Origin of the sequence: Streptomyces sp. NPDC018000 (assembly GCF_044328025.1) — a bacterium.
GTDB lineage: Bacteria > Actinomycetota > Actinomycetes > Streptomycetales > Streptomycetaceae > Streptomyces.
Genome location: NZ_JBIRGM010000041.1, coordinates 1 through 21,141 on the forward strand (window position 1 = coordinate 1; position 21,141 = coordinate 21,141).

The 21,141-nt window shown below is 67.3% G+C and carries 20 protein-coding genes and 3 pseudogenes; 11 read left to right on the top strand and 12 right to left on the bottom strand.

The features are described 5' to 3' along the window. The first annotated feature begins 86 nt into the window (after positions 1 to 86). The gene (locus tag ACH4EW_RS31740) at positions 87 to 674 is read left to right on the top strand and encodes a hypothetical protein (protein ID WP_398262911.1); all 588 of its coding nucleotides are present in this window, start codon (positions 87 to 89) and stop codon (positions 672 to 674) included. A gap of 287 nt (positions 675 to 961) precedes the next feature. Here ACH4EW_RS31740 and ACH4EW_RS31745 read toward each other — a convergent pair. Continuing rightward, positions 962 to 2,163, bottom strand: a protein-coding gene (locus tag ACH4EW_RS31745) for an IS3 family transposase (RefSeq protein ID WP_398262913.1) whose coding sequence is annotated in 2 segments (ribosomal slippage) — positions 962 to 1,878 and positions 1,878 to 2,163 — 1,203 coding nt in all. Because the reading frame shifts where the segments join, the coding sequence is not laid out codon by codon here. A gap of 50 nt (positions 2,164 to 2,213) precedes the next feature. Continuing rightward, a pseudogene (locus tag ACH4EW_RS31750) lies at positions 2,214 to 2,601 on the bottom strand (RNA-guided endonuclease InsQ/TnpB family protein); the annotation flags it as partial. Between the two features lie 2 nt (positions 2,602 to 2,603). On the opposite strand from ACH4EW_RS31750, the pseudogene ACH4EW_RS31755 reads away from it, so the two are divergent. Continuing rightward, positions 2,604 to 3,014, top strand: a pseudogene (locus tag ACH4EW_RS31755) (IS5/IS1182 family transposase); the annotation flags it as partial. Then, the gene (locus ACH4EW_RS31760) at positions 3,011 to 3,409 is read left to right on the top strand and encodes a hypothetical protein (RefSeq protein ID WP_398262915.1); all 399 of its coding nucleotides are present in this window, start codon (positions 3,011 to 3,013) and stop codon (positions 3,407 to 3,409) included. The pseudogene ACH4EW_RS31755 and the gene ACH4EW_RS31760, both read left to right, overlap by 4 nt. Positions 3,410 to 3,463: 54 nt before the next feature. Here the strand turns inward: ACH4EW_RS31760 and ACH4EW_RS31765 are convergent, their stop codons facing one another. Continuing rightward, the gene (locus ACH4EW_RS31765) at positions 3,464 to 3,844 is read right to left on the bottom strand and encodes a hypothetical protein (RefSeq protein WP_398262917.1); all 381 of its coding nucleotides are present in this window, start codon (positions 3,842 to 3,844) and stop codon (positions 3,464 to 3,466) included. 439 nt (positions 3,845 to 4,283) lie between these two features. After that, positions 4,284 to 4,511, bottom strand: a pseudogene (locus ACH4EW_RS31770) (aminoglycoside phosphotransferase); the annotation flags it as partial. A gap of 420 nt (positions 4,512 to 4,931) precedes the next feature. On the opposite strand from ACH4EW_RS31770, the gene rsgA reads away from it, so the two are divergent. Beyond that, positions 4,932 to 5,846, top strand: a complete 915-nt coding sequence (gene rsgA, locus ACH4EW_RS31775; protein WP_398262919.1) for a ribosome small subunit-dependent GTPase A — start codon at positions 4,932 to 4,934, stop codon at positions 5,844 to 5,846. A gap of 18 nt (positions 5,847 to 5,864) precedes the next feature. On the opposite strand, the gene ACH4EW_RS31780 is transcribed toward rsgA, so the two are convergent. The 5 genes from ACH4EW_RS31780 to ACH4EW_RS31800 form a co-directional block, all read right to left on the bottom strand. Then, positions 5,865 to 6,080 carry a DUF3073 family protein gene (locus ACH4EW_RS31780; protein ID WP_398262921.1) on the bottom strand — a complete coding sequence of 72 codons (216 nt, stop codon included), beginning with the start codon at positions 6,078 to 6,080 and terminating at the stop codon, positions 5,865 to 5,867. A gap of 73 nt (positions 6,081 to 6,153) precedes the next feature. Further along, on the bottom strand, positions 6,154 to 6,459 hold the full coding sequence (locus tag ACH4EW_RS31785) for a hypothetical protein (protein ID WP_398262923.1): 306 nt from the start codon (positions 6,457 to 6,459) through the stop codon (positions 6,154 to 6,156). A 239-nt stretch (positions 6,460 to 6,698) separates the two neighbouring features. Continuing rightward, positions 6,699 to 7,187, bottom strand: coding sequence for a glutathione peroxidase (locus tag ACH4EW_RS31790; protein WP_398262925.1), 489 nt, complete (start codon positions 7,185 to 7,187; stop codon positions 6,699 to 6,701). A 37-nt stretch (positions 7,188 to 7,224) separates the two neighbouring features. Further along, a complete protein-coding gene (locus ACH4EW_RS31795; RefSeq protein WP_398262927.1) occupies positions 7,225 to 8,424 on the bottom strand; it encodes a DegT/DnrJ/EryC1/StrS family aminotransferase in 1,200 nt (399 codons plus the stop codon). Continuing rightward, entirely contained in the window at positions 8,421 to 10,127 is a 1,707-nt protein-coding gene (locus ACH4EW_RS31800; protein WP_398262929.1) for a carbamoyltransferase, read from the bottom strand. The genes ACH4EW_RS31795 and ACH4EW_RS31800 overlap by 4 nt, the downstream gene beginning before the upstream one ends. A gap of 314 nt (positions 10,128 to 10,441) precedes the next feature. Here ACH4EW_RS31800 and ACH4EW_RS31805 point away from each other — a divergent pair, with 314 nt between their 5' ends. Continuing rightward, positions 10,442 to 11,518: a radical SAM protein gene (locus ACH4EW_RS31805; protein WP_398262931.1), complete on the top strand. Its 1,077-nt coding sequence runs from the start codon at positions 10,442 to 10,444 to the stop codon at positions 11,516 to 11,518. Between the two features lie 49 nt (positions 11,519 to 11,567). Continuing rightward, on the top strand, positions 11,568 to 12,644 hold the full coding sequence (locus ACH4EW_RS31810; protein WP_398262933.1) for a methyltransferase: 1,077 nt from the start codon (positions 11,568 to 11,570) through the stop codon (positions 12,642 to 12,644). Here ACH4EW_RS31810 and ACH4EW_RS31815 read toward each other — a convergent pair whose 3' ends face one another. Genes ACH4EW_RS31815 through ACH4EW_RS31825 form a run of 3 tightly spaced genes read right to left on the bottom strand, consistent with a single transcriptional unit; the run spans position 12,645 to position 14,789 of the window. Continuing rightward, on the bottom strand, positions 12,645 to 13,172 hold the full coding sequence (locus ACH4EW_RS31815) for a hypothetical protein (protein ID WP_398262935.1): 528 nt from the start codon (positions 13,170 to 13,172) through the stop codon (positions 12,645 to 12,647). Then, positions 13,172 to 13,807: a hypothetical protein gene (locus ACH4EW_RS31820; RefSeq protein ID WP_398262937.1), complete on the bottom strand. Its 636-nt coding sequence runs from the start codon at positions 13,805 to 13,807 to the stop codon at positions 13,172 to 13,174. Before ACH4EW_RS31820 ends, ACH4EW_RS31815 begins: the two co-directional genes overlap by 1 nt. Positions 13,808 to 13,862: 55 nt before the next feature. Further along, positions 13,863 to 14,789, bottom strand: coding sequence for a PIG-L deacetylase family protein (locus ACH4EW_RS31825; RefSeq protein WP_398262939.1), 927 nt, complete (start codon positions 14,787 to 14,789; stop codon positions 13,863 to 13,865). A 577-nt stretch (positions 14,790 to 15,366) separates the two neighbouring features. Here ACH4EW_RS31825 and ACH4EW_RS31830 point away from each other — a divergent pair. From ACH4EW_RS31830 to ACH4EW_RS31850, 5 genes are all read left to right on the top strand, one after another. Continuing rightward, positions 15,367 to 17,286: a KedN5 family methylcobalamin-dependent radical SAM C-methyltransferase gene (locus ACH4EW_RS31830; protein WP_398262941.1), complete on the top strand. Its 1,920-nt coding sequence runs from the start codon at positions 15,367 to 15,369 to the stop codon at positions 17,284 to 17,286. A gap of 32 nt (positions 17,287 to 17,318) precedes the next feature. Continuing rightward, positions 17,319 to 17,594: a phosphopantetheine-binding protein gene (locus ACH4EW_RS31835; RefSeq protein ID WP_398262943.1), complete on the top strand. Its 276-nt coding sequence runs from the start codon at positions 17,319 to 17,321 to the stop codon at positions 17,592 to 17,594. Positions 17,595 to 17,599: 5 nt separating this feature from the next. Then, positions 17,600 to 18,556, top strand: coding sequence for a glycosyltransferase family 2 protein (locus ACH4EW_RS31840; protein ID WP_398262945.1), 957 nt, complete (start codon positions 17,600 to 17,602; stop codon positions 18,554 to 18,556). After that, on the top strand, positions 18,553 to 20,292 hold the full coding sequence (locus ACH4EW_RS31845) for a beta-ketoacyl synthase N-terminal-like domain-containing protein (protein ID WP_398262947.1): 1,740 nt from the start codon (positions 18,553 to 18,555) through the stop codon (positions 20,290 to 20,292). The genes ACH4EW_RS31840 and ACH4EW_RS31845 overlap by 4 nt, the downstream gene beginning before the upstream one ends. Then, positions 20,285 to 21,141: B12-binding domain-containing radical SAM protein (locus ACH4EW_RS31850; RefSeq protein WP_398262949.1), on the top strand; the 857-nt coding region annotated here is incomplete at its 3' end. The genes ACH4EW_RS31845 and ACH4EW_RS31850, both read left to right, overlap by 8 nt.

Here is a 21,141-nt window from a genome sequence, read left to right on the forward strand (position 1 = left end):
GGTCTGGCTGTCCGTCGCGCCCAGTCGGCTGATCCGGGTGGTGGCCGGCCGGACGGGGCTGCTCCCCTCTCAGGTCCTGGCCCAGCTTGCCGAGCACGGGCGCACTGCTGCGCCACCGCTCGATCCGGCGGCTGCTCTTCGCACAGTGGCTCCCAAGCATGTTCGCCGCCGGAGCGGAAGGGCTGATCGTCGCCTACGCGGGCAGTCACGGCTTCCCCTCCGGTTCCTACGCGGTGCTGATGGCCTGCCTGCCGGTCGGCATGCTGCTGGGCGACCTCGTGGTGGGACGGTGGCTGCGACCGACCGCACGGGAACGGATGGTGGTCCCGCTGATCGCGCTGATGGGCCTACCGCTGATCGTCTTCGCCGGCAACCCGGGCCGCCCGCTCTCCGCCGGACTGCTGCTGCTCGCCGGCTGCGGCTTCGCCTACGGTCTCGGTCTGCAACGCGAGTTCCTGGCCGCCCTTCCCGAACAGAGCCAGGGCCAGGCATTCGGCCTGCTGGGCTCCGGCAACATGACACTGCAGGGCCTCGGCCCAGTCTGCGTCGGAGCTTCCGCCGCTGTGTGCGGCACCGGCGGCTCAATGGCCCTGGCGGGGCTCGGCGCGTTGCTGACCGCGGCGTGGATGCTCAACTGGCGACGCACCACACCCGCACCGACCCCAGCCAGCTGAAGCTGGCCTGTCCGGCGGCCACGAGGGCAGCGCCTTCCTCAGGGCTGTTCTGGCATTGGTACGGGCGCACGCAACGGGAATTCCCGGTGATCCGTTGCCCAATCGCCCGACTTTGCAGCACCGGGATTGCAACCAGCACGGACAATACCTGAGCTGCGCCACCACGACATGCCCTTGGCGCTACCGCTGCTGCCGGTTGATGGGAATCTCTTGACGTGCTCCCTGGCCTAAAGTCCAGGGATTCCGGCCTGGGTTGTGGGGCCTTGCCCCCGAATCTTGGACACGGGTTATGCGGCTGGTGCCAGCGTAGTTGTTGTTGTTCGGGATGCTGCTTCGTAGGCGATCGGGCTGCGGTGTCCGAGGCGGGAGTGACGGCGTCGGATGTTGTGGCGGTGCAGCCAGCGAAACGCGTCGAGGCGGGCCTCGCGCTCGCTGGACCACTGCTTGCGGCCTTGGAGCGTCTCGCGTTTGAACGCCGCGTTGAAGGATTCGGCGAGTGCGTTGTCCGCGCTGGAGCCGACGGTGCTCATGGACGGGCGGACGCCGGCCTGGCGGCAGGCATCGGCGAACGCCCGGCTCGTGTACTGGGCTCCATGGTCGGTATGCATGACCGCTCCGGCGAGGCTGCCGCGGGTGCGTTCGGCGGCGGCCAGAGCGTCGAGGACGAGCTCAGTGCGCATGTGATCCGCGATCGCCCAGCCGGCCAGGCGGCGCGAGGCAAGATCGATGACGGTGGCCAGGTAGAGGAATTTCCCTCCGTCCACCGGGAGATAGGTGATGTCGCCGACGTACTTCGTGTTCGGCTCCCTCGCGGTGAAGTCGCGGCCGATCAGGTCCGGGGCCTTCGCCGCGGCCGGGTCCGCGATCATGGTGCGATGCCTGCGGCGCAGCCGCACGCCTTCCAGGCCGATGCCCCGCATCACGCGCGCGATCCGCTTGTGGTTGACGCGCTCGCCCGTCTCGCGGAGCTCGGCGGTGATCCTGGGGACGCCGTAGGTGCCGTCCGACTCGCGGTGCACGGTGCGTATTCGGACGGCGAGGCGGGCGTCGGCTGCCTGCCTGGTGGCCCGGTCAGCGGCCGTCGCGCGCCAGTAGTAGAAACTGGAGCGGGCGATGCCGAGGATGGTGCACAGCCGCTTCACGCCGTAACGGCGCTGGTGGTCGGCGACGAACTGGAAGCGGTTCACCAGCGCGTCTCCCCGGCGAAATACTTGGCTGCCTTGCACAGGATCTCGCGTTCCTCCTCCAGCTCGCGGACCTTCTTGCGCAGGGCGGCGTTCTCCGCCTCCAACGGCGTGGGCGGCTCGGTGGGTGTCTCCGCGCGGCGTCCCCGGGGCCGGCTCGCGCCGGCCGCCCGGACCCAGTTCCGCAGGGTTTCGGGGTTGATCCCCAGATCGGCAGCGACCTGTCTGATCGTCGCCTCGGGCCGCGACTCGTACAACGCGACCGCGTCCGCCTTGAACTGCGGCGGATAGTTCTTCATGACCACGAGATGTCCGTTCTCAGATCCTCAGGATCCAGTGTCTCGTGTGTCCAAGATCAGGGGTCAGGGCCCATGTGACCCTTCCGGGGGCTTCCTGCTTCAACGCGCTGTGCCGGGACTTTCGTCCCGGTCTTACCGGCGCTCTGCGAGACGTTTAGCGTCTCCGCCCGTCCGGCGGCGACGATACGGCATCCTTCGAACAGGACGTTGCGGGCTGCGTTGTGGTCGCGGCCGTGCACGGTGCCACACGCGCCACACGTCCACTCCCGGACATGCAGGGGGCTTGGGACCATCCCGAAATCCGCAGGCCGAACAGACCTGAGAAGACGGGAAAGCACGGCCCACCTTCACGAACATGCGGCCGTGCTTGACCGCCTTGTACTCCAGCATGCCCACGAACGCGGACCACCCCGCGTCATACACGGACTTGGCGAGCCGGGTACGGCCTCGGTCTGGTGATCGCGGTGGTGGTCCTCGCCGCGAGCGCGCACAACAACGCCGCGGGCATCGCGCTGCTTGACCAGGTCGCTGCGCACACCGGCGGAACCATCGAGAAGGCACTGGTCGACCAGGGCTTCAAGAACCAGGTCGTCGTCGTGCGCGGCGCCGACCTGGGCATCGTCGAGATCGTCGAACGCAACCCGCAGGACAAGGGCTTCGTGCCGCAGCCGAAACGGTGGAGGGTCGAGCAGACCTACGGGATCTTGATATTGCACCGGCGCATAGTCCGCGACTACGAGCACCATCCGTCCTCGTCCGCCTCCCGCGTCTACTGGGCCATGACCCATGTCATGGTCCGCCGACTCACCGGCACGAACGCCTCTGCCTGGCGCGACCCACAGGCAGTTTCCGCATGAACATCCGGCCCCTGCTCGACGCGCTGGACATCCAGGAGAGTGCCACCCGGGCTCAAGCCGATGGCCCCCGCACGCAGATCGGCCAACTGCAGACCCGGCTGCGGGAGGCCGAGACACACCTCGAGCATCTCGTGATCACCCGGAAAACCGTCACCGGCCTTGCCGACCGGCTCCCAGCCGGCCCACCGGACCTGCCCGAGCACCCGGACTACCCCCGCATCCTGGCCGTCTGCAACGACGCGACCCGACCGCTGCGGGCCAAGGACGTCTGCCAAGCCCTCGACCACGAACTGCTGCCGAAGAACATCGAAGGCACCCGAGCCAAGCTGAAACGCCTGGTCAAACTCGGCATCCTCCCCGAAGCCGACACCGGCAGCTTCACGGGCTCCCCCTGAAGACTGCACTCGGATGATCCGTCCGGGGTTGTGCTGGTCAAGGGGCACCGGTGCTCACCTCTCGGGGTCGGACCAACTCGCCACAAGTGCTCGCCGATCCGGAAAACGGGGACCGGGGACCATCTCCTGGGTGGTCTCACCGTTGAGCCAGCACACTTGCTCCGGGCCGCCGTCGCCGGTGTCGAACAGGCAGCACACTCCGCCGCTGGCGGCGGCGAGGTCGGTGAACACCTTCCTGATGTTGGTCGACCGCGCGAACAAGCGGCTCATCCCCGACGTCGCTGCCCAGCACTCCACCGACGCGTAACCAGGGTGCAGGAAAGACTCGAACCGGACCGTCGCGTAGATGTACCCGACCTGGATGCGCCCGTCCGCCTCGGGTTCGGGGCCGCCCGTCTCCGCGTACGCGCGCAGTGCGTCATCGACGTCGAACATGATGGACGTGTCGAGCTCGAGCGTGCTGCTTGTGGAGCAGTCGACCGGCTCGCTCTTGAAGTGGGACGTGAACGGGAGGACGAGCCGGTCACCGCCGGGCGCAGAACGACCTCGGCAGGAGCGATCACCTCGCTGCAGGCGGCCGACAGGCGCACGTTCCACAGGTACAGCTCCATCGCCGCCGCCGGCGTGGCCGCAGCGGCGATGGCGGCACAGGCAGCAGCTGATGCGGAACGCGATGGACACGGCGGCTCCCAATCACCCCGCGGGCCGGACCCGCTCAGCCTGGCGGCCGGTCCCGGCTCTGCGACGTCGCCATGCCGTTGCCTCGGTGCCCGCCGCCGCTGTGAGTGCAACACGCGGTGCAACACAGGTCTGCACCGCACCCCTGTTGAGACCTGACGAACAGTGTTCCGTCCCAGCGGAGCGCGGGGTGCGCTCACCGGGTCAACGCGAGCAGTTCATCGATCACCGGTTTCTCACCACCGTCACTGAGGTGGGCGATGGCCGCAAACGGCGCGATCACCTGGCTCCAGGCATGGAGCCGGTCGCCATCGAGCCCGCACGCCGCCGCCACGCGCGCGCAGCTGGTCTCGACGCCCTCCAGCCCGGCGCCGGCTAGGACGTAGTCCACAGCGTCGAAGCACGGATCACCGACACAGGCTTTCACGACTCTCCGTCACCACCGAATGCGAGACAGGGCCGTTGACCGTACAGACCCAGTCACCGAAGGAACGAGGCGTGTTGTGCGGGTTGTTCGGCGAAAGTACAGTTGAGGAGCGTCTCATTCTCGAGTTATGCTGCCCTGCGATTCATTGTGAGAGTGTCCTGTGACCCGTGGAAGAGTGGGTTGAAAGGCATTCTGTTGTCTCGGCTCCCCCGCGAAGGGTCTAGCTTGACCACATCCACTGCCTCACATCCGCTCCACTGGTACGGCTGGAACGATGCGTTCGCAGCCGAGTTCGGCTCCCATGAAGCCGAGGGTCTCCGGCCTGGCCGTGTCGTGCGGGTCGATCGCGGGAGCTGCGAGGTCGTTGCCGCCGAGGATGGGCGGGTGGTGTCCGTGCGGGCGGAGACGTGGCCGGTGATGTCATCTGACCTCATACGCAACCCCTGCACCGGCGACTGGGTGGCACTCGACCTGGACCAGAGGATCGTCCGGGCGCTGCTGCCGCGGCGTACCGCGTTCGTCCGGGCCGTCTCCTCGCAGCGATCCGAGGGCCAGGTCTTGGCCGCCAATATCGACCAGCTGCTCATCGCCGTGTCACTCGCGGGTGAGCTTGAGCTCGGGCGCATCGAGCGTTTCCTCTCCCTGGCGTGGGAGAGCGGCGGGGAGCCGATCGTGGTCCTCACCAAGGCCGATCTGGTACCCGACCCGGTGACCCGCTCATATCTCGTCGAGGACACGGAGAGGGTGGCCCCCGGGGCGCGCGTGCTCTGCGTCAGCGCGGCCTCGGGGCAGGGCATGGTCGCCCTCGCGGCCCTCGTCTGCGGCGGGACGGCTGCTCTTCTCGGTCAGTCCGGTGCCGGTAAGTCCACTCTCGCCAACGCGCTCACGGGGGCGAACGTGCAGCGGGTTGACAGCACGCGTGACAGTGACGGCAAGGGTCGGCACACGACGACGACCCGCGATCTCCTGCCATTGCCGGGGGGTGGGGTCCTGATCGATACGCCGGGACTTCGCGGAGTGGGGCTGTGGGAGGCGGACAGTGGCGTCGCCCGGACCTTCACCGATATCGAGGCCCTTGCCCGGGACTGCCGCTTTCACAACTGCTCGCACGGCGTGGAGCCCGGGTGTGCGGTGCTCGCGGCGGCCGATGACGGGGGGCTGCCTCTGCGGCGGCTTGAGAACTACCGGAAGCTGCTCCGCGAGAACGAGCGGATCGCGGCGAGGAGCGATGCGCGGCTGGACGCGGAGATCCTGCGGAACTGGAAGCAGAAGACGGCGCTGGGCCGCCACATGAGAGAACGTAAGCGCGGCCCACAGAGCCCGCCGAGCTGAAGCCGACGTGTTGGTCGGTCAGCGCGTCATGCTACCGTCGTCAGAGGGGCGGATCGCAGCCGTGTGCGGGTCCCGGTCGGCGCCTCGGGTGTCGTCGTCACGGGACTCGGCATTCTGGGTCGAGGGAGATGCGCCCAGCTCTTCGGCCAGCTGAGAGAGGTCTATCGACGCACCGCTGTACTTCAACTCATAAGCGATCTTCGCCTGCTTGGCTCTAGCACGGCCGCGCCCCATGGATTCGCCTCCCTAGATGACGTTGTGCGCCCGTTCAGCCGACGCTGTCAGCTTCATTAGTTTACCACGCAGGTTACCCAACTGCCGCGGCCTGGTTCTGCCAGCCGGTGAGGTGGGCGGGGTCGCGGAGAGTCGCCGTCGAGGCGGTCCAGGGCGCAGGCGCGTTGCCGCGGGTCAGGCCGAGACGCCGGTGTGGGTCGGGATCAAGGCCGAAGGCGAAACGAGTGCGGGATGGTGACGCCCATCTCGATCGGACCGTCGAGCAGGGTCCGACACGCAGGGCGGCGAACTGATTGGGCCTCAGGAGCAGCCGATAGACACCGGTAGAGAGGAAGTTGACGATGATGTCGAATCCGGCGACGAGCAGCAGGAACACCATACAAGCGCTTCCTCGGACGAGAGCCGGTCCCCGTCCTCACGGCGGGCGGTGAACTGGCTCGCCCCCAGCCGACGCAGGCGGGTGTGTTCCGGCCGACGGCGTGCAGGCCGTCGGCCTCCCAGGGCACCGAGTGCCGGACGTCTTTGCACAGCCGCAGGTCGGTGAGGGCGGACCGGGCCTCGTTGTGACCGACTGTCAGCTGGGGTGTGCATGAGGTGCCCTCTGGGGTGGTGCGAGGGTCAGGTCGGCAACAGTGCTTCGATCTTGTCGGTGACACCGGGGGTGTCCGGCTTCACGCGGGAACGGATGCGATGTGCCACCAGACCGTCGGGGGACACGAGGAACTTCTCGAAGTTCCACTCGATGTCCCCGGCCACCCCGTGCTCGTCGGGGGCGGCGGTGAGAATCTTGTAGATCGGATGCCGTCCGGCGCCGTTGACGTCCACCTTCTCGAAGAGAGGGAAAGTGACGTCATAGGTGGCCGAGCAGAACGCCCGGATCTCCTCGGGGGTGCCGGGTTCCTGTTCCCCGAACTGGTTACAGGGGAAGCCCAGAACGGCAAACCTTCTGGGTCCGTAGCGCCGGTGCAGCTCCTCAAGCGCCGCGTACTGCGGTGTGCGTCCGCACTGCGAGGCCACGTTGACCACGAGCAGTACCTTTCCCTGATAAGGGCTCAGGTCACCGGGCTCGCCCGCGAGTGTTCGAACGGGTATGTCGTACAGGGTCATGCCGGCGTGTCGCTCCGCTCCTGTCGGTGGTGCTCGTTCAGTCGGCTTGGGTGATGCCCTCGTAGGTCTTGCGGAAGGCGGTGACGACAGCGTCGACGTCCGCGTCGGTCATGGCGGCACCCAGACCGATGGTGACGGAGCGTCCGAGAAGCCCCTCGCTGATCCGGTAGCGCGGGGGACGGTTCCACTCCACGCCCCAGGGCGTACGCCCCTCCCGTACGGCACGGTTGGCCGTGACCGGCTGTCCTTGGTACATGGTGTGCGCGGGGATACCGGCGGCGTTCAGGCCGGCGACGAAGCCGCGCGCCTGAAGACGGGAGTCCAGGAACAGCGTGAGGTCGCCGCCCGAACCGTTTTCGTCCGGCAGCCTCCTCCAGCGGACCGGCAGGTCGGCGGTCTCGCTCCGCACATGGCGCGCCACGTCGCGCAGACGTCGGCACATGGGGACAAGGCGGGGAAGCTGCGCGGACAAGATGGCCGCGGTCAGCTCTGTCATGCGCTGGTTGGCACCGATGAACGGCGGGTTGTCGCTGGTCCCCCGCGTCGCGCCCTTGGAGGTGGTGAACTGGCCGCCCTGGTCCTGGTACCGGGCCACCCGGTCGTACACGTCGGCATCGGCCACGGTGACCGCGCCACCCTCGCCGGCGGTGATGTTCTTGTCGAGCTGAAAGCTGAAGGCGCCCGCGTCGCCGAGACTGCCGACTGGTCGTCCCCTGTAACTGACCCCGGCGGCCTGGGCCGCGTCCTCGATCACCCGCAGTCCGTGCCGACGCGCCACCTCCATAATCGGCCCCATGTCGGCGGCGACATTGTTGAGGTGGACCGGCATCACGCCCCAGGTCCGCTCGGTGATCTGCTCCTCGAGCTTCGCAGGGTCCAGGGTCAACGAGTCGTCGACCTCGGCGAAGACGGGGATGCCGCGGGCCCCGACGACGGCGCTGACACTGCCAACGAAGGTCACGGCGGGAACGATCACCTCCGCCTGGGGCGGGATTCCGAGCCCGATCATCGCGCAGGTGAGCGCGGCAGTGCCGGATGTCAGGGCGACCGTATGCGGGACGCCCGCCACCTCTGAGAAGGCGGCCTCGAACTCGTCGGTCCGGTGGAGGAGGTCCGGCCCGTAGTAACGGAACAGGGACCGCGACCGGATGACCTCCATGGCGGCGGCGGCTTCCTCTTCCCCCCACAGCGCGAGGGCCCGCCAGGGCTCGTACCGCATCTTCGGTTCGTCCCTCACGCGACCGTCTCCGTCGCCGAGTCGAGGTCCGCCGCACTGTGGGCCACTAGGAAGTCCTCCAGGAAGAGATAGTCGAGCTGGCTTTTTCCGTAGAAGGCCAGCGCCTCCTCGGGGGTCTCCACGATCGGCTCACCGCGGTCGTTGAAAGAGGTGTTGAGCACGACGGGTACGGAGGTGAGCTCGCAGAACCGTTCCACCAGTTCGTAGAAGGCGCCGTTCGCCTCCGGGGTGAGCGTCTGAACCCGCGCCGTGCCGTCGACGTGGGTGATGGCCGGCACCTCCTGCTGCTTCTCCTCCCGCACCGGCGCCACGATCAGCATGTACGGGGACTCGATGTCGAGGTCGAAGTATTCGGAGGCCCGGTGGGACAGGACGGCGGGGGCGAACGGCCGGAACGCCTCGCGGTGCTTGACCTTGCTGTTGAGGATGTCCTTCATCTCCGCGCGGCGTGGGTCCGCGAGGATGCTGCGGTGGCCGAGGGCGCGCGGCCCGAACTCGGAGCCACCGGTGAACCAGCCTATGAGCGCACCCTGTGGCAGGAGTTCGGCCGCCAGCCGAGCCTGCCGCTCCACCCGCCGGTAGGGCAGCCCGGAGGCGTCGAGCGCGGCCTGGATCTCCTCGGTGCTGTACGAACGGCCGAGGTAGCTGTGGCTCTGGGGCCGCGGGGCCGTCTTCGGGGCCTTCGGGCCGCGCGGCCTCGGCTGCTCGCCGAGGACGTGGTAACCGTAGTACGCACAGCCGACCGCGCAACCGTTGTCGCCCGCAGCGGGCTGCGCGAAAACTTCGGTGAACGGGGTGTTCCGAAGGATCTTGCCATTCGCGACCGAGTTGAGGACCACGCCGCCGGCCAGGCAGAGGCGGGAGAGCCCGGTCTCCGTGTGCAGCCAGTTGGCGGCGTGCAGCACGGCGGTCTCCAGCAGATCCTGGGCGGCCCAGGCGAGGTCGGCGCCCCGTGCGAAGCGCTCCTCGCCCTCGAATCCGTCCAGGGCGTGCTCGACGAAGCTCAGCAGCCCGCCGTCCTTCAGGTGCAGCTCGTACCGGCCGTCCGGCAGGAGCTCGAGGTGGCGGCGGAACACCGCCTGGTAGCGGTCGGTGCCGTAGGGGGCGAGACCCATGGTCTTGCCGTCCTCGGTCAGGTACCAGGCACCCTCCTCGTAGAGAGTGAAGCCGATGGCCTTGCTGACCGCCTTGTACATGAAGCCCAGCGAGTGGTCGCTGTCACCGGCCTGGTAGACCTTGGCCTCCCGCAGACCGTCGGTGCTCCAGTTGGTTCCGTACACCTTGGAGATCTCGGTGATCTCCGTGCCGTTGCCGACCGACATGCTCAGGGTCTCGACGCCCTTCCCCTCGAACAGGCTGCCGGCCCCGTCGACCACGAGGATCGCGGACTCGGGGAAGGGCGAGGGGTAGAAGGCACTCGCGGCATGCGCCATGTGGTGCCTGATGAGCGTGGTCCGGCTGCGGAACGGGAAGTAGCAACTGGGCAGGAGGGTGTCGTCCGCGACGATCGCCTCGACGTCGGCGAGCCGGGCCCCGTGCGTGGTGAGACAGTACCGCCAGCACTGGTTCGCCAGGGAATTCACATTGACGGCGTACTTTCGGCGAGTCAGTCGTTCCTCTTCGATACCGACAACGATCTCGCCGTTCTCGACGAGACTGGCCGAAAAGTCATGATTGGAACCACCTAGCCCAAGAGTGAGCATGCAGCCGTCCTTACTCCCCGGTCAGCCTACTGATTGAGTGACTACGCAATCGCAACACTATTATTCCAGCAAGTCAGCCGACAGATGAATATGAGCCATCCTCCGTCCAGATCGCGTCGCGTTTCAGCCGATCGACAGCACTGCCGGCGGTCTGCATTGACCCTGCGTTCAGGACACACTTAAGCTCACCGACGGAAACGTTAGAGTCATGCGCGAAAGCGACCTAGGTGCGGTGATAGAGCATGGCCCTGAAACTTCAGATTCGTGACGCGATGTTCGCGGATCGCGATGGGCAGAATCGCCTCAAGCTCCTTATGAACGACATGGTAATCGAGGAGCAGTTATGCCAGATGCGGTGCACTTACTGCCTCACCGAGGACTTCAACCTTCTGATGGAGGTCCCGGACGCGAGGCTTCGCCTGACCACCGACCGGCGTGCGGACTGGCATGAGATCCTCGACGCCTACCACCAGCAGGTGGACAGCCCGATCATGCGCCTCAGCGGCGGCGAGTTCTTCTGGCTGAAGGGCTCCACCGAGTTCGTCGCGGAGTGCAGCGAGAAGTACGAGGTCGTGCAGGTCATCACCAACGGCGCCTTCCTGACGCCGCGCCGGCTCGAGACGCTCGCCGAGCTGGGCAACGTCCAGCTGTGCCTCTCCCTGGACGGTCACACCCTGGAGATGAACAGGCACCGGCTGCCGCCCAAGCAGCACAAGCTCTTCGACGTCATCATGCGGCACCTGGACCACGCCGCCCAGCTGGGGATTCCCATCGAGATCCAGTCGGTGATCACCGACGCGAACGCCACCGGCCAGACGGAGTTCGCCGAGTTCCTGCTCGAACGGTACGGGCAGGGCATCATGCTCTACTTCTTCCCGGTGCGCGGAGAGACCAGGGCCAGCCACGCACCTGAGCTCGGCGACCACTTCGCGCCGCTGCTCGAGCGCTATGACGAGCTGTCCGCGGTCCTCCCGCCACGCGCCTTCGTGGAGCACATAGGCAATCAGCTGCGCACCGGCGTTCGCACCCTGCGGTGTTACGCGACGGCCACCATGGTGCAGCTTTTCGGACAGGGAGACGTCTCCGCCTGTCCGTATGCCTGGCTCAAGCCCATGGGAAACATAAAGCAGGAGCCCGAGCTCATCCACGAGCAGTTCGGAAAGCACCAGCACTACGATATGTTCATGCAGAGTCGGCCCCGTTTCCCCTTCTGCAAGAGCTGCACCGGACCGATAGACGTGGTCAATCTCTATCTGTTCGGCGGTATCTCCGAAGAGGAAATCAAGCGCTGCGCACCGTACGCCGGGCCCCGCGCTCTGGAACGGCTACGAGAGCTGAAATCGGCGTTCACTCCAATCTTCGAGCCGACCGGGGAACCGTCCCCCCGCTGATTTCGCGGGCGACGGAATGCCAGACCATACGAGACATCAAGGAGACGTAATGATTTCCGCGGATGGGATTTCCGGCGAAGATTTCGCGGGTGCCGGGCTTCAGAGGCTTCGCGGGCTCCCGCAGCACGATCTGCTCACGCTCGCCGGGGATTGGCTCGGCGAACTGGCACCGTGGCGGAACGCCGACACACTGGCAGCGATCTCCACCATGTCCGCCGAGTCCATCCTCTCCTCTCTGTTCGTCTTCGGGGAGCAGGTGGCGGAATCCGAGGTGCGCTCGGAGCTTCCCGGTCCGCTGCTCGATTTCCTGCTCCGCGCCGGGGTGCTCTCGGAGGACTCCGGCAAGGTGTCGGCCGACTACTGCCTGGTCCGTGGGGACGGTATGGCGCTCTTCGCCGCCTGGCGGGCGGCGGGGCGAGACACCGGATCGTACGCACCCTGGGTCGGCACCGACTCGATGACCCTGTCCCGGCTCGTGGCGGCCCGCAAGGGTGTCCGGTCGGCTCTGGACCTCGGGTGCGGCACCGGCATCCTCGGCCTGTCGGCGGCCCGGAACGGCGCCGACGTGGTGTCGGTCGACGTCAATCCGGAATGCACCGCGGCAGCGACCATCAACGCCCATGTCAACGGCCTTGGAGACCGGCTGACTGCCGTCGAGGGGGACATCATGTCCCTGTCCCTCGAGGACCGCTTCGACCTCGTTGTCTCCAACCCGCCCTGCCTCCCGCTGCGCCGGGGCTCGCTCGGCTGGCTGGCCGGTGAAGCCGGGCTTGACGGCCTGGAGTTCTTCTGGGAGCTCCTGCGTCAGGTCCCCCGGCTCCTCACCCAGGAGGGCGAGGCGCTGCTCCAGGCCGCGGCCTACGGTGACGAGCACGGGCCGTTCTTCGTCTCGGAGCTGGAGGCCGAACTGCGGCGCCTGAACATCTCCGGGCGGCTGCTGCTGAGGCCGTCGACGCCCCCACGCTGGCCGGCCTTCGCCCCGCGCGACGAACACCAGCAGCTCACGGGCCCGCTCGGCGAGGAGGTCCGGGAGTACGTCACGGGGATCGGTGCCACGCACTACTACGGTTTCGTCCTCTCAGCGCGAACCGGCGGCGAGGGCCTGGAGGTCGGCCGCTTCCAGTGATCACTCGGATGGCCCAACCCACTGAGGCCCCAACTCGGCGCGCTCCAGGGCCGCGACCGCGTCGGTCGTCTCCTGCAGCGTCAGGTGCGTGGTGTCGATCAGCCGGACACCGGGCACATTGGGCACCTCCGCATCGAGATGACGCTCGGCCAGCCGCCCCTCGATGAAGTGCCGGCCGCCCGCATCGGCCTCGATCCGGGCGGCCAGGACCTCCGCATCGGCCTGAAGTCCGTAGTAGACCGAGTCGACGCCGAGCTCCTCGAACACCTTGCGGAAGCGGTCGTAGGCACGGCCCTCGAGGACCACCCCGGTGACGACCACGACACGCGCCCCCCAATCCCGGTACACGGGCACGGCAGCGCGCAGGGCCGAGGCCATCAGGTCGTAGATATCCTCGCCGCCGTCATAGGGATGGACGACTGGATCGCAGTCCATCGCGGCGGCCGGGACGCTGTACCGGGTCACCAGCTGGTGACCCAGCCTGGTCTTGCCCACACCGGGGGCGCCGGTTACCACCACGGCGCGCATCAGCTCGCGTCCTTGCGGACCGTCCCGACCAGGCGGAAGCCCAGGTGCGGGACCTTGAGGAGCTTCGCGCCGGATTCGATGTCCAGGAACTTCTGCTTCAGCACCGAGGCCACCTTGTTCACGTCTTCACCGCCCGTGGCCTTGATGAGGTCCGCGATGGGGACGATTTGGCCCGACCGGTCGTTCAGCAGGCTCAGCAGCCCCTCCTCGGCGTCGGTCACGGGCACCGACTTCGCGGAGGAGCTCAGTGCGCCCTTCCCGTCCAGGGTGAGCACCTGGGTGTTCTCGGGCGGCGTGACGGTCTTCAGGTAGCTGAGCGTCTTCACGAGCCGGGACCGCCTCAGAGGGCTGGCCAGCGTGAAGCTGAAGCCGCTGGAGACGGCCGAGAGGACCTCGGTGGCGGATATGCCGTCAAGCACAGCCACCGGGTAACCGCCCCTGCTCTTCAGCTCCGCCACGGACAGATCGTCCGACCGGCCGGCGGCGATCCGGTGGAAGGAGACAAGGAGAGCGTCGGAGGGGGCGACGTGGTCCGCTTCCGGATCCGTCACGTGCAGGGTGACGCCCACTTCGGCGCATGCCTCCGCAAGGACCTCCTGGTCCTCGGGTGTCAGGGACTGAGCCAGTGCGTACATAGGAAACCCTTCACAGAGCGGTGGGGCCGCGGTTGCTTGTCATGGGGGGAGACGGTCAGCTGCGTCGCATCAGCCAGATACGTTCGGCGGCTGGGCTCCGAGAGCCCTCCGCCATGCGCACGCCGTGCCGGCGGATGCGGTGGATGATGCCCTTGCGCACCTGGATGCGGTAGGCGCCCAGTGCCTCGCTCTTGGTGAGCGCCGCCAGGTCGTCCACCGGCCGGAGCTCCGGGTGCAGTTCGCCGAGTCCCGCTTCGGCCAGGCGCGCACTGAGCTTCGTCGCGGTCTCCTCCGCGGAAGAGAACAGGGAGTACGGCTGGTCCTCGTAGAAGGCGACCTGTGCACCGCTGAGCGCGCCACGGTGTGCCAGTTCAATGACCGCCTCCCGGCAGGCGAGGTGGTCGACGTGACCACCGACTCCCAGCGGCGTGAAGACGTGGCCGGCGCCGTCAAGGAAGGGGGCGAGTCGTTCCGTGATGGCCTCGAAGAGCTCCGGCTCTTCCCGTGTGAACCCGTCGGACCAGGCGGTATCGGCGAAGAAGCGGTCCCGTCTGAGGTCGCGGTCGGCGGCGTCGACGAATCCCAGGAACTCCACCCGGGCACGCAGCACGCGAGCGGCGACCTCTTCCTCGGCAAGCAGCAGGCGACGCGTGAGCGCCGGATGCTCGGCGTAGTACGGGTCCTTGGTCCAGGTCTCGACGCTGAAGACGTCGAGGAACCGGCCGCCGTGCCGGGCCACCGTCCCGCCGAGGGCCAGCGGCGCATCGTCCGGGTGCGGTGACACGATCACGGGCGGTGCTGCGGCCTCGGGGCCGGGAGTAAGCAGGGGTGCCATGAGCAGCAGCCCCTGCTGCCGCCAGCGGCCGATGGTCTCGCGGTCGGCCGCGCTGAAGCCGTCCAGGGGCCGACTGCCGTCGCAGCGGGACAGCAGGGCGGCGTCGCCGTCCGACACCTGGCCGGAAACATCGACCTGACGCCCCATGAAATGGAGTCGGCCGTCGACCGTTTCCACATGCGGCAAGACGACCGGGCACCACGTGTCAAAAATCTCCGTCATGTAACTCCGAGCCCGAACGGTGGGGAATGAAAGAGGAAAACAGACGTAGTACGGCGGGAGCATACCGATGGCTACCGCACACGCACAGGGTCGGCTCCGGAGTGGCAGAAAATGAGAGGGCGGTGGCTAAAAATGATCACACTCGGAGTTGCCCTGTTTACCTTCCGGACCATCGGGGTCGATAGATTTCCGGCCATTCACGGGGCCCCTGGAGTCAATTTCCGGCCACGCCATCCACCCGTACCGGCCACCCGGTCCGCGCCGCGCGACTCTTGCTGAAATCCCACTTCAGCCAGCTGCATCCGAGGGTTCGGCGGGTCGCCGGGCCACACCCGGACGGCGATCCACACCAAGGCGTCACATGACCGAACGCGTACGGACCGAAGAGAATTAGCCATGCCGACGGCATATTTTCGGCGGCACCATTGCACTGGAGGTCTTCTGCTGTAGTCTCAATTGCGACCTGGCCTGTCGGAGCGATATAAGGGGGTAGAGGCCGGTAATGGAGAAGACTCGCGCATTGCTCGTTCAGCAAGGCGTCTGGGGGAATTCCGCAGCCTCCATGCCGCTAGCGATCGGCTACCTGAAGTCCTATGCTGAGACCGATGAGCGCATCCGGCGCCGCATGGACATAACCATCAGGAACTATCCCGGCGACGCCGGCCTGAACGCCATGGCCCGAGACCTCATACGGGACGGCGTCCCCGACATTCTCTGCTTCTCCGTCCTCGGTTGGAACTTCCGTGCCTTCGGCGCTCTTGCCGAGACGTTCAAACAGATGAACCCGCAAGGCTGGGTCGTATTCGGCGGAAACCACGTCGCCCACCAGGCCGAGCGGGTCTTCCGCATGTTCCCCGAGGTCGACGTGGTGGTGAACGGCGAGGGGGAGCTGGTCTTCCGGGACCTGATGAACGGCTATCTCGACGGCGCTCGCCGTACCGAACTCCACGAGATCGGCGGCCTCTCCTTCCGGGAGGCCGATGGAAACCTGGTCACGACCCCCCAGCGCGAACGTATTCAGGACCTTGAAATCCTGCCATCCCCCATCCTGACGGGAGCAATACCACTCGTCGACAAAAGGGGGCGCTTCCTCTACGACTACGCGCTCATGGAGACAAACCGCGGATGCCCGTACAAGTGCGCATTCTGCTATTGGGGAGGCGCCACCGGGCAGAAAATGCGGGCATTTTCACGGGAGCGACTGCGCGAAGAGCTGGATGTGCTGGGTCGGCATGGCGCGGAAATCCTTATGCTCGCTGACTCCAATTTCGGGCTCTTACGCGAGGACGAGGAATTCCTCGACGATCTGCTCCGAGTGCGGAGAAAGTACGGATTCCCGAAGCGACTTGAGACCTCCTGGGCCAAGAACAAGTCCGCCGGATTCTACCGCATCATGGAAAAGATGAAGCAGTCCGGGATGCACAGCGCCTTCATTCTCGCGCTGCAGACGATGGATGACTCGGTGCTTGATCTCATGCGTCGGCGGAATATGAAGCTGAACGACTGGGAAAGCCTCGTCGCCTGGCTGACCGAGCACGAAATCACGCCGTACCTGGAGCTGATCTGGGGCGCGCCGGGTGAGACGGTCGCCTCGTTCCTGGACGGCTACGACCGGGCGGCACGGCACACGCCGTTCATCGCCGTCCACCCGCTGATGCTGCTGCCGAACACCGAGTACCACGACAAGAGGCAAGAGCACGGACTGGTGACCGTGCGCGGTGAGCAGGACGACTTCGACTATGTGCTCTCGCACAACACCATGACGCTCGCGGACAACGAGCGCATGCTCCGCTTCATCTGCTGGAACCGGGTACTGGCCCGGAGCCTGTGGCTGCACAACATCTGGGTCGCCCTGCGGGAGCTCGCCGACATCCCCCAGTCACGCGTCATTCTCAGCTTCTCCGACTGGGTCGAGAAGAGCGACGATCCCGAGGCGAGAGAGCTGCACGCGGTCGCCAAACCGACGAGTTCCGCCAGCGAGAACGTCGACCCCAACGTCTGGCGGCTGCTCACCAAGCGGCTGCTGAAGCTGTGGTGGGAGGAGGCCATGAAGCCCGACCTGCCCCAGCATCTGGTGTCGTTCCTGGACGAGGTGTTCCGGTACGACCTGATGTGCCAGCCCGTCCGCATGCTGCCGGACGGTTCGGGTCCCGAGGAGGACCTCCCGGTTGTCGCGAGGCACGGCGAAAGCTGGTACCTGCGCAGCAAGGTGGAATTCCTCTACCCCGTCCCCGAGTTGATCGCCGCACTCCGGCGCGGGGAGACGGTCAGCACGGAGCCGGCGAGCACGGAGACGGAGCGTCACACCACGGACTTCTACTACCGGGCCGAATTCGGTGGTGACCTCCAGCACTACTTCCGTATGGACCGCTTCCGCGGGCTGACCGAGCAGCAGCTCGACGAACAGAGCACGAAGGTGTGACCGAAATTCTTCACCACGGGAGACAAGACACGATGGACCGCGCCGAACTCATCAAAGAACTCCATGAGATAGCAGCGGGCATGGCCAAGGCCGGATACCGACAGACGCCCGGAGAGGGCGACGCCAGCATGGTGGAGCAGTACGGATTCAGCTCCCTCGATGCCCTGGAGTACCTGCTGATCCTCGAGGAAAAATTCGATGTCGTCTTCGAGGACGAGGAACTGACGGAGGAGACGCTCTTCTCCATCGAGGGCCTCGCCACCTACATCCTCGATCAGAAGGCCGGCGACAGCGCCTCCCTGGCATGACGGACATGACAGCGACAGCCGCGCCGCCGGGGGATACACCTGGCGGCACAGCGGTCAGTGTGGTCGTTCCGACCCGTAACCGGACCACGCGATTACTGCTCACACTGACGGGCCTGGGGCAACAGACCTTGGACCGTGGGCGGTTCGAGGTCATTGTGGTCGACGATGCGCCCAAGACCGGTGCGGTGGAGCAGGTCCTCGCGGCCGTTCCGGAGGGTCTGCCGATCCGGTCAACCACCACGGGCGGGCGTGGCGCGGCCTGCGCACGCAACAGCGGGGCGCGGCTGGCGCGCGGCGAGGTGCTGCTCTTCCTCGACGACGACACGGTGGCCACACCGCGGCTGCTGGAGGAGCACCTCGCGGCCCACCGGGGCGCGGCTGCCGCCGTGGTGCACGGCGGCATCATCGACCTCTCCGCGTTCGCGCTGACACCCGATCCGCAGCCGCTGCAGGCGGCCCTGACAGGTGCCCGCGGGCGGCAGCTCGAGCCCAGTACCGTCGCCGACCTCGGTTCTGCCGCCGCTCTTCTCGGGCCGCGCCGCTCGTTCATCGAGAGGACCGCCCGGAAGGTGGTGCAGTCGCCCGGTTATGCCTCACTGCGCTGGCTGACCTGCATCGGTACAAGCACCAGCATGCGACGCACGGTGTTCGAAGAGGTCGGTGGCTTCGACGAGCACTACGGAGAGCTGTGGGGCGGCGAGGATCTCGAACTCGGGCTGCGCCTCTTGGCCGCGGGCGCCACCTTCGAGCTGCTCGACACGATCGCGTACCACCTGCCGATGGCGCGCCGGGACACGGGCGACCTGTTACCGAGGTTCTGGCGGTTGGTCGCGGACCGGCACGACGACCCGCGCCTCGCGGACGTGGGCCCCTTTCTCGCCGGCCGGCTCTCCCTCGACGAGCTGGCCGCGCGGCTCAGTTTGGGAGACGAAGCCCTGGCGCCCGGAACGGCGGTGACATGAAGACCCCGAAGCCAGCCACGGTGATCGTGGGCGGTACGGCCCCCCGGGCGCTGGACGGCCTGCGCTCCCGGCGGGACCTGTCTTTCCTCGCCACCGGTGAGTCGTTGGCCGCGGCCTTCGTTGACGTGCTGTCCACGGCCCTTGACCACCTGCCCGCCTCGCTGCGCGCCGATGTGCCCGTGGTGATGGCCGCCACGGACTACTGTGTCACGACCACCTCCCAGTACGTCGGCCGGTGCGTGGAGGCAGAGGCGGGAGGCCGCAGGCTGCGGCCGTCCGAGGCCATGACCCCGGAGCCGGCTCAGCTGATCCAGGAACTGGCGGAGGTCAGCGGCTGGAACGGTCCGGGTTATGTGCTGATCAGCCCCCGTGCGGCCACCTTGCAGGCGGTGCGCTGGGCCTGGGGCGCGATCTCCGCGGGCCTGCACGAGGCGATGGTCGTGTGTGAGGTTGTGCGGGACCCGGACGGCGACGGCTACCGGGTCGCGGCCGTCCCTGTGACCGCCGCCGACGACGGCTCGGGCGCGTCACACCCCAGCGGCACCGGCCAAACAGCGGCTCGGCTCCCGCCGCGGCGGTCGGACTCATCGGTGGTCATCTCCGGCACCGGCCTGGTCACCGCCTTCGGCGACGGGGGCGATGCGTTCTGGCAGAACCTCCTTGACGGCAACCAGGGGCTGTCCGAACTGACCCGGTTCGACGCGTCCCGCTTCCGCAGCAGGACCGTGTGCCAGACAGAGGTGGAGGCGCCGCGCGGACAACCGATGCGGCGCGCGCTGGTCGACCGTGCGCGCTCTGAGGCGCTGCGGGAGGCCGGAATCGCTCAGCTACCGGGCCGGACCCTCCTGGTGTCCGCCGGGGTGGTTCCGCACCTCCCGCAGGTCAGTGACGCTCCCCGGATCGACGAGATCGCGCTGGACCCCGACGAGGACGGGGACGGAACGGGCATCGCCCCGCAGAACGCGGTGCTGATGGCCCACGCGTGCGCCTCGGGCGCTTTCGGGCTTGCCATGGCGCGCGAGTGGCTGATGTGCGGGCTCGCCGACATGGCGGTCGTCACCGGGGTGTCGTCCCTCAACTCGTACGACTACGCCTGCCTCGACGTACTGCGCGCGACGACCACGAGCGTCGCCCGCCCGTTCGATGAGGCCCGCTCCGGCGTCACCATTGGGGAAGGCGCCGGGGTGATCGTCCTGGAGACCGCCGAGCGCGCGGCGGCCCGCGGTCACGCCCCCCTGGCGACGCTCAGCGGGATCTCTTGCCGGGTGGCGGGGCAGGGCGTCAGCCGGCTCAACGCGCACATCGGCGCCGCGTGCATGAGAGAGGCGCTGGCCATGGCCGGTCTCACCACCGTCGACTATGTACACGGCCACGCTCCCGGCACCCGGCAGGGCGACGAGGCCGAACTACTGGCCCTTGACCAGATCGGCGCCGAGCACGACTGGCGGGGCATCCCGGTCAGTTCGTACAAGGGGGCGGCCGGCCATCTGCTGCACGCCTCGGTGTTCCCCGGTGTCGTGGCGGCGGTCCGGGCCCTGCGTCATGAGGTGCTTCCGGGCACACCTGGTCTGCGCAAACCCCTCGACGCGCAGCACGTGCGGGTGCTGCGCGATCCGGAGCCCTGTGACGGAATTCGTTCCGTGATGGTGAACAACTTTGGGTTCGGCGGAAACAATGCCGCGTTCCTCCTGACCGGAGGCGCGGCAGGGCGCTTGGAGTGGAGTGCAGATGGCTGACGTGGTTCTGATGACACCCAGGGAGATCCTCACCGGGTTCTCCAGTGTCAACAACCAGAACGTCCTGATCAACGATGAGGAATACCTCCGCCTGGACCCGGCGATGCGCCTCTTCTATGAGAAGGTCCGGGAGAACCTGGGTGTGGCCTGTATCGCGGGTCACCTCAGGGGCTGCGGATACTCGGTCCAGGCACTAAACCTGCACGGGCGTAACCCGAGTGACGAGGCGATCATCGATCTGATCCGGCGTGAACGACCGAAGTTCGTCGGCATCAGCATCATGTACGACCTGCACATCATCGACGCGGTCCGGCTCCTGCGCTGCGTCCGCAAGGCAGACCCCAACGTCTTCGTCGCCATCGGCGGGGCGTTTTGCACGTACAACGGCAAACTCATCGCCGAACGCATCCCGGAGGCCGATTGTGTCGCCTTCGGCGAGGGCGAACTCACGGTCGAAGGGCTGATGGAGTGCCTGGGCGCCGGGCGGGACTGGCGCAGCGTGCCCGGACTGTGGTTCTGGCAGGACGGCCGCGTCCGCAGCAGCGGACCGCCCAAGCTCCCCGACCTCGCCCAAGAGTCATGGCCCGCCCGCGACCTGCTCATCCACCACCGCAAGAACGGCATCCCCACGCCGGTGGCGTCGACGTACACCAGCCGCGGCTGCCACGCCAAGTGCACCTTCTGCTACGTGCCCCGGGCGCCGGGGGTCCAGTCGGGCAACGCCTGGCGGGTCCGGTCGCCGATCGACGTCGTGGACGAGATCGAGTACCTGCAGCGGGAGTTCGGCACCCGGTTCCTCTGGTTCAACGACGACAACTTCGGCGGCGCCTTCCAGGACGGCTACAACCA

Bases quoted from the DNA above. Each gene is read 5' to 3' on its own strand.
- ACH4EW_RS31790 (WP_398262925.1), bottom strand. From the start codon at position 7,187: ATGACCCTGTACGACATACCCGTTCGAACACTCGCGGGCGAGCCCGGT.
- ACH4EW_RS31800 (WP_398262929.1), bottom strand. From the start codon at position 10,127: ATGCTCACTCTTGGGCTAGGTGGTTCCAATCATGACTTTTCGGCCAGT.
- ACH4EW_RS31830 (WP_398262941.1), top strand. From the start codon at position 15,367: ATGGAGAAGACTCGCGCATTGCTCGTTCAGCAAGGCGTCTGGGGGAAT.
- ACH4EW_RS31785 (WP_398262923.1), bottom strand. From the start codon at position 6,459: ATGGTGTTCCTGCTGCTCGTCGCCGGATTCGACATCATCGTCAACTTC.
- ACH4EW_RS31780 (WP_398262921.1), bottom strand. From the start codon at position 6,080: ATGGGGCGCGGCCGTGCTAGAGCCAAGCAGGCGAAGATCGCTTATGAG.
- rsgA (WP_398262919.1), top strand. From the start codon at position 4,932: ATGTCATCTGACCTCATACGCAACCCCTGCACCGGCGACTGGGTGGCA.
- ACH4EW_RS31845 (WP_398262947.1), top strand. From the start codon at position 18,553: ATGAAGACCCCGAAGCCAGCCACGGTGATCGTGGGCGGTACGGCCCCC.
- ACH4EW_RS31805 (WP_398262931.1), top strand. From the start codon at position 10,442: ATGAACGACATGGTAATCGAGGAGCAGTTATGCCAGATGCGGTGCACT.
- ACH4EW_RS31835 (WP_398262943.1), top strand. From the start codon at position 17,319: ATGGACCGCGCCGAACTCATCAAAGAACTCCATGAGATAGCAGCGGGC.
- ACH4EW_RS31765 (WP_398262917.1), bottom strand. From the start codon at position 3,844: ATGTTCGACGTCGATGACGCACTGCGCGCGTACGCGGAGACGGGCGGC.
- ACH4EW_RS31810 (WP_398262933.1), top strand. From the start codon at position 11,568: ATGATTTCCGCGGATGGGATTTCCGGCGAAGATTTCGCGGGTGCCGGG.
- ACH4EW_RS31820 (WP_398262937.1), bottom strand. From the start codon at position 13,807: ATGTACGCACTGGCTCAGTCCCTGACACCCGAGGACCAGGAGGTCCTT.
- ACH4EW_RS31840 (WP_398262945.1), top strand. From the start codon at position 17,600: ATGACAGCGACAGCCGCGCCGCCGGGGGATACACCTGGCGGCACAGCG.
- ACH4EW_RS31815 (WP_398262935.1), bottom strand. From the start codon at position 13,172: ATGCGCGCCGTGGTGGTAACCGGCGCCCCCGGTGTGGGCAAGACCAGG.
- ACH4EW_RS31825 (WP_398262939.1), bottom strand. From the start codon at position 14,789: ATGGGGCGTCAGGTCGATGTTTCCGGCCAGGTGTCGGACGGCGACGCC.
- ACH4EW_RS31760 (WP_398262915.1), top strand. From the start codon at position 3,011: ATGAACATCCGGCCCCTGCTCGACGCGCTGGACATCCAGGAGAGTGCC.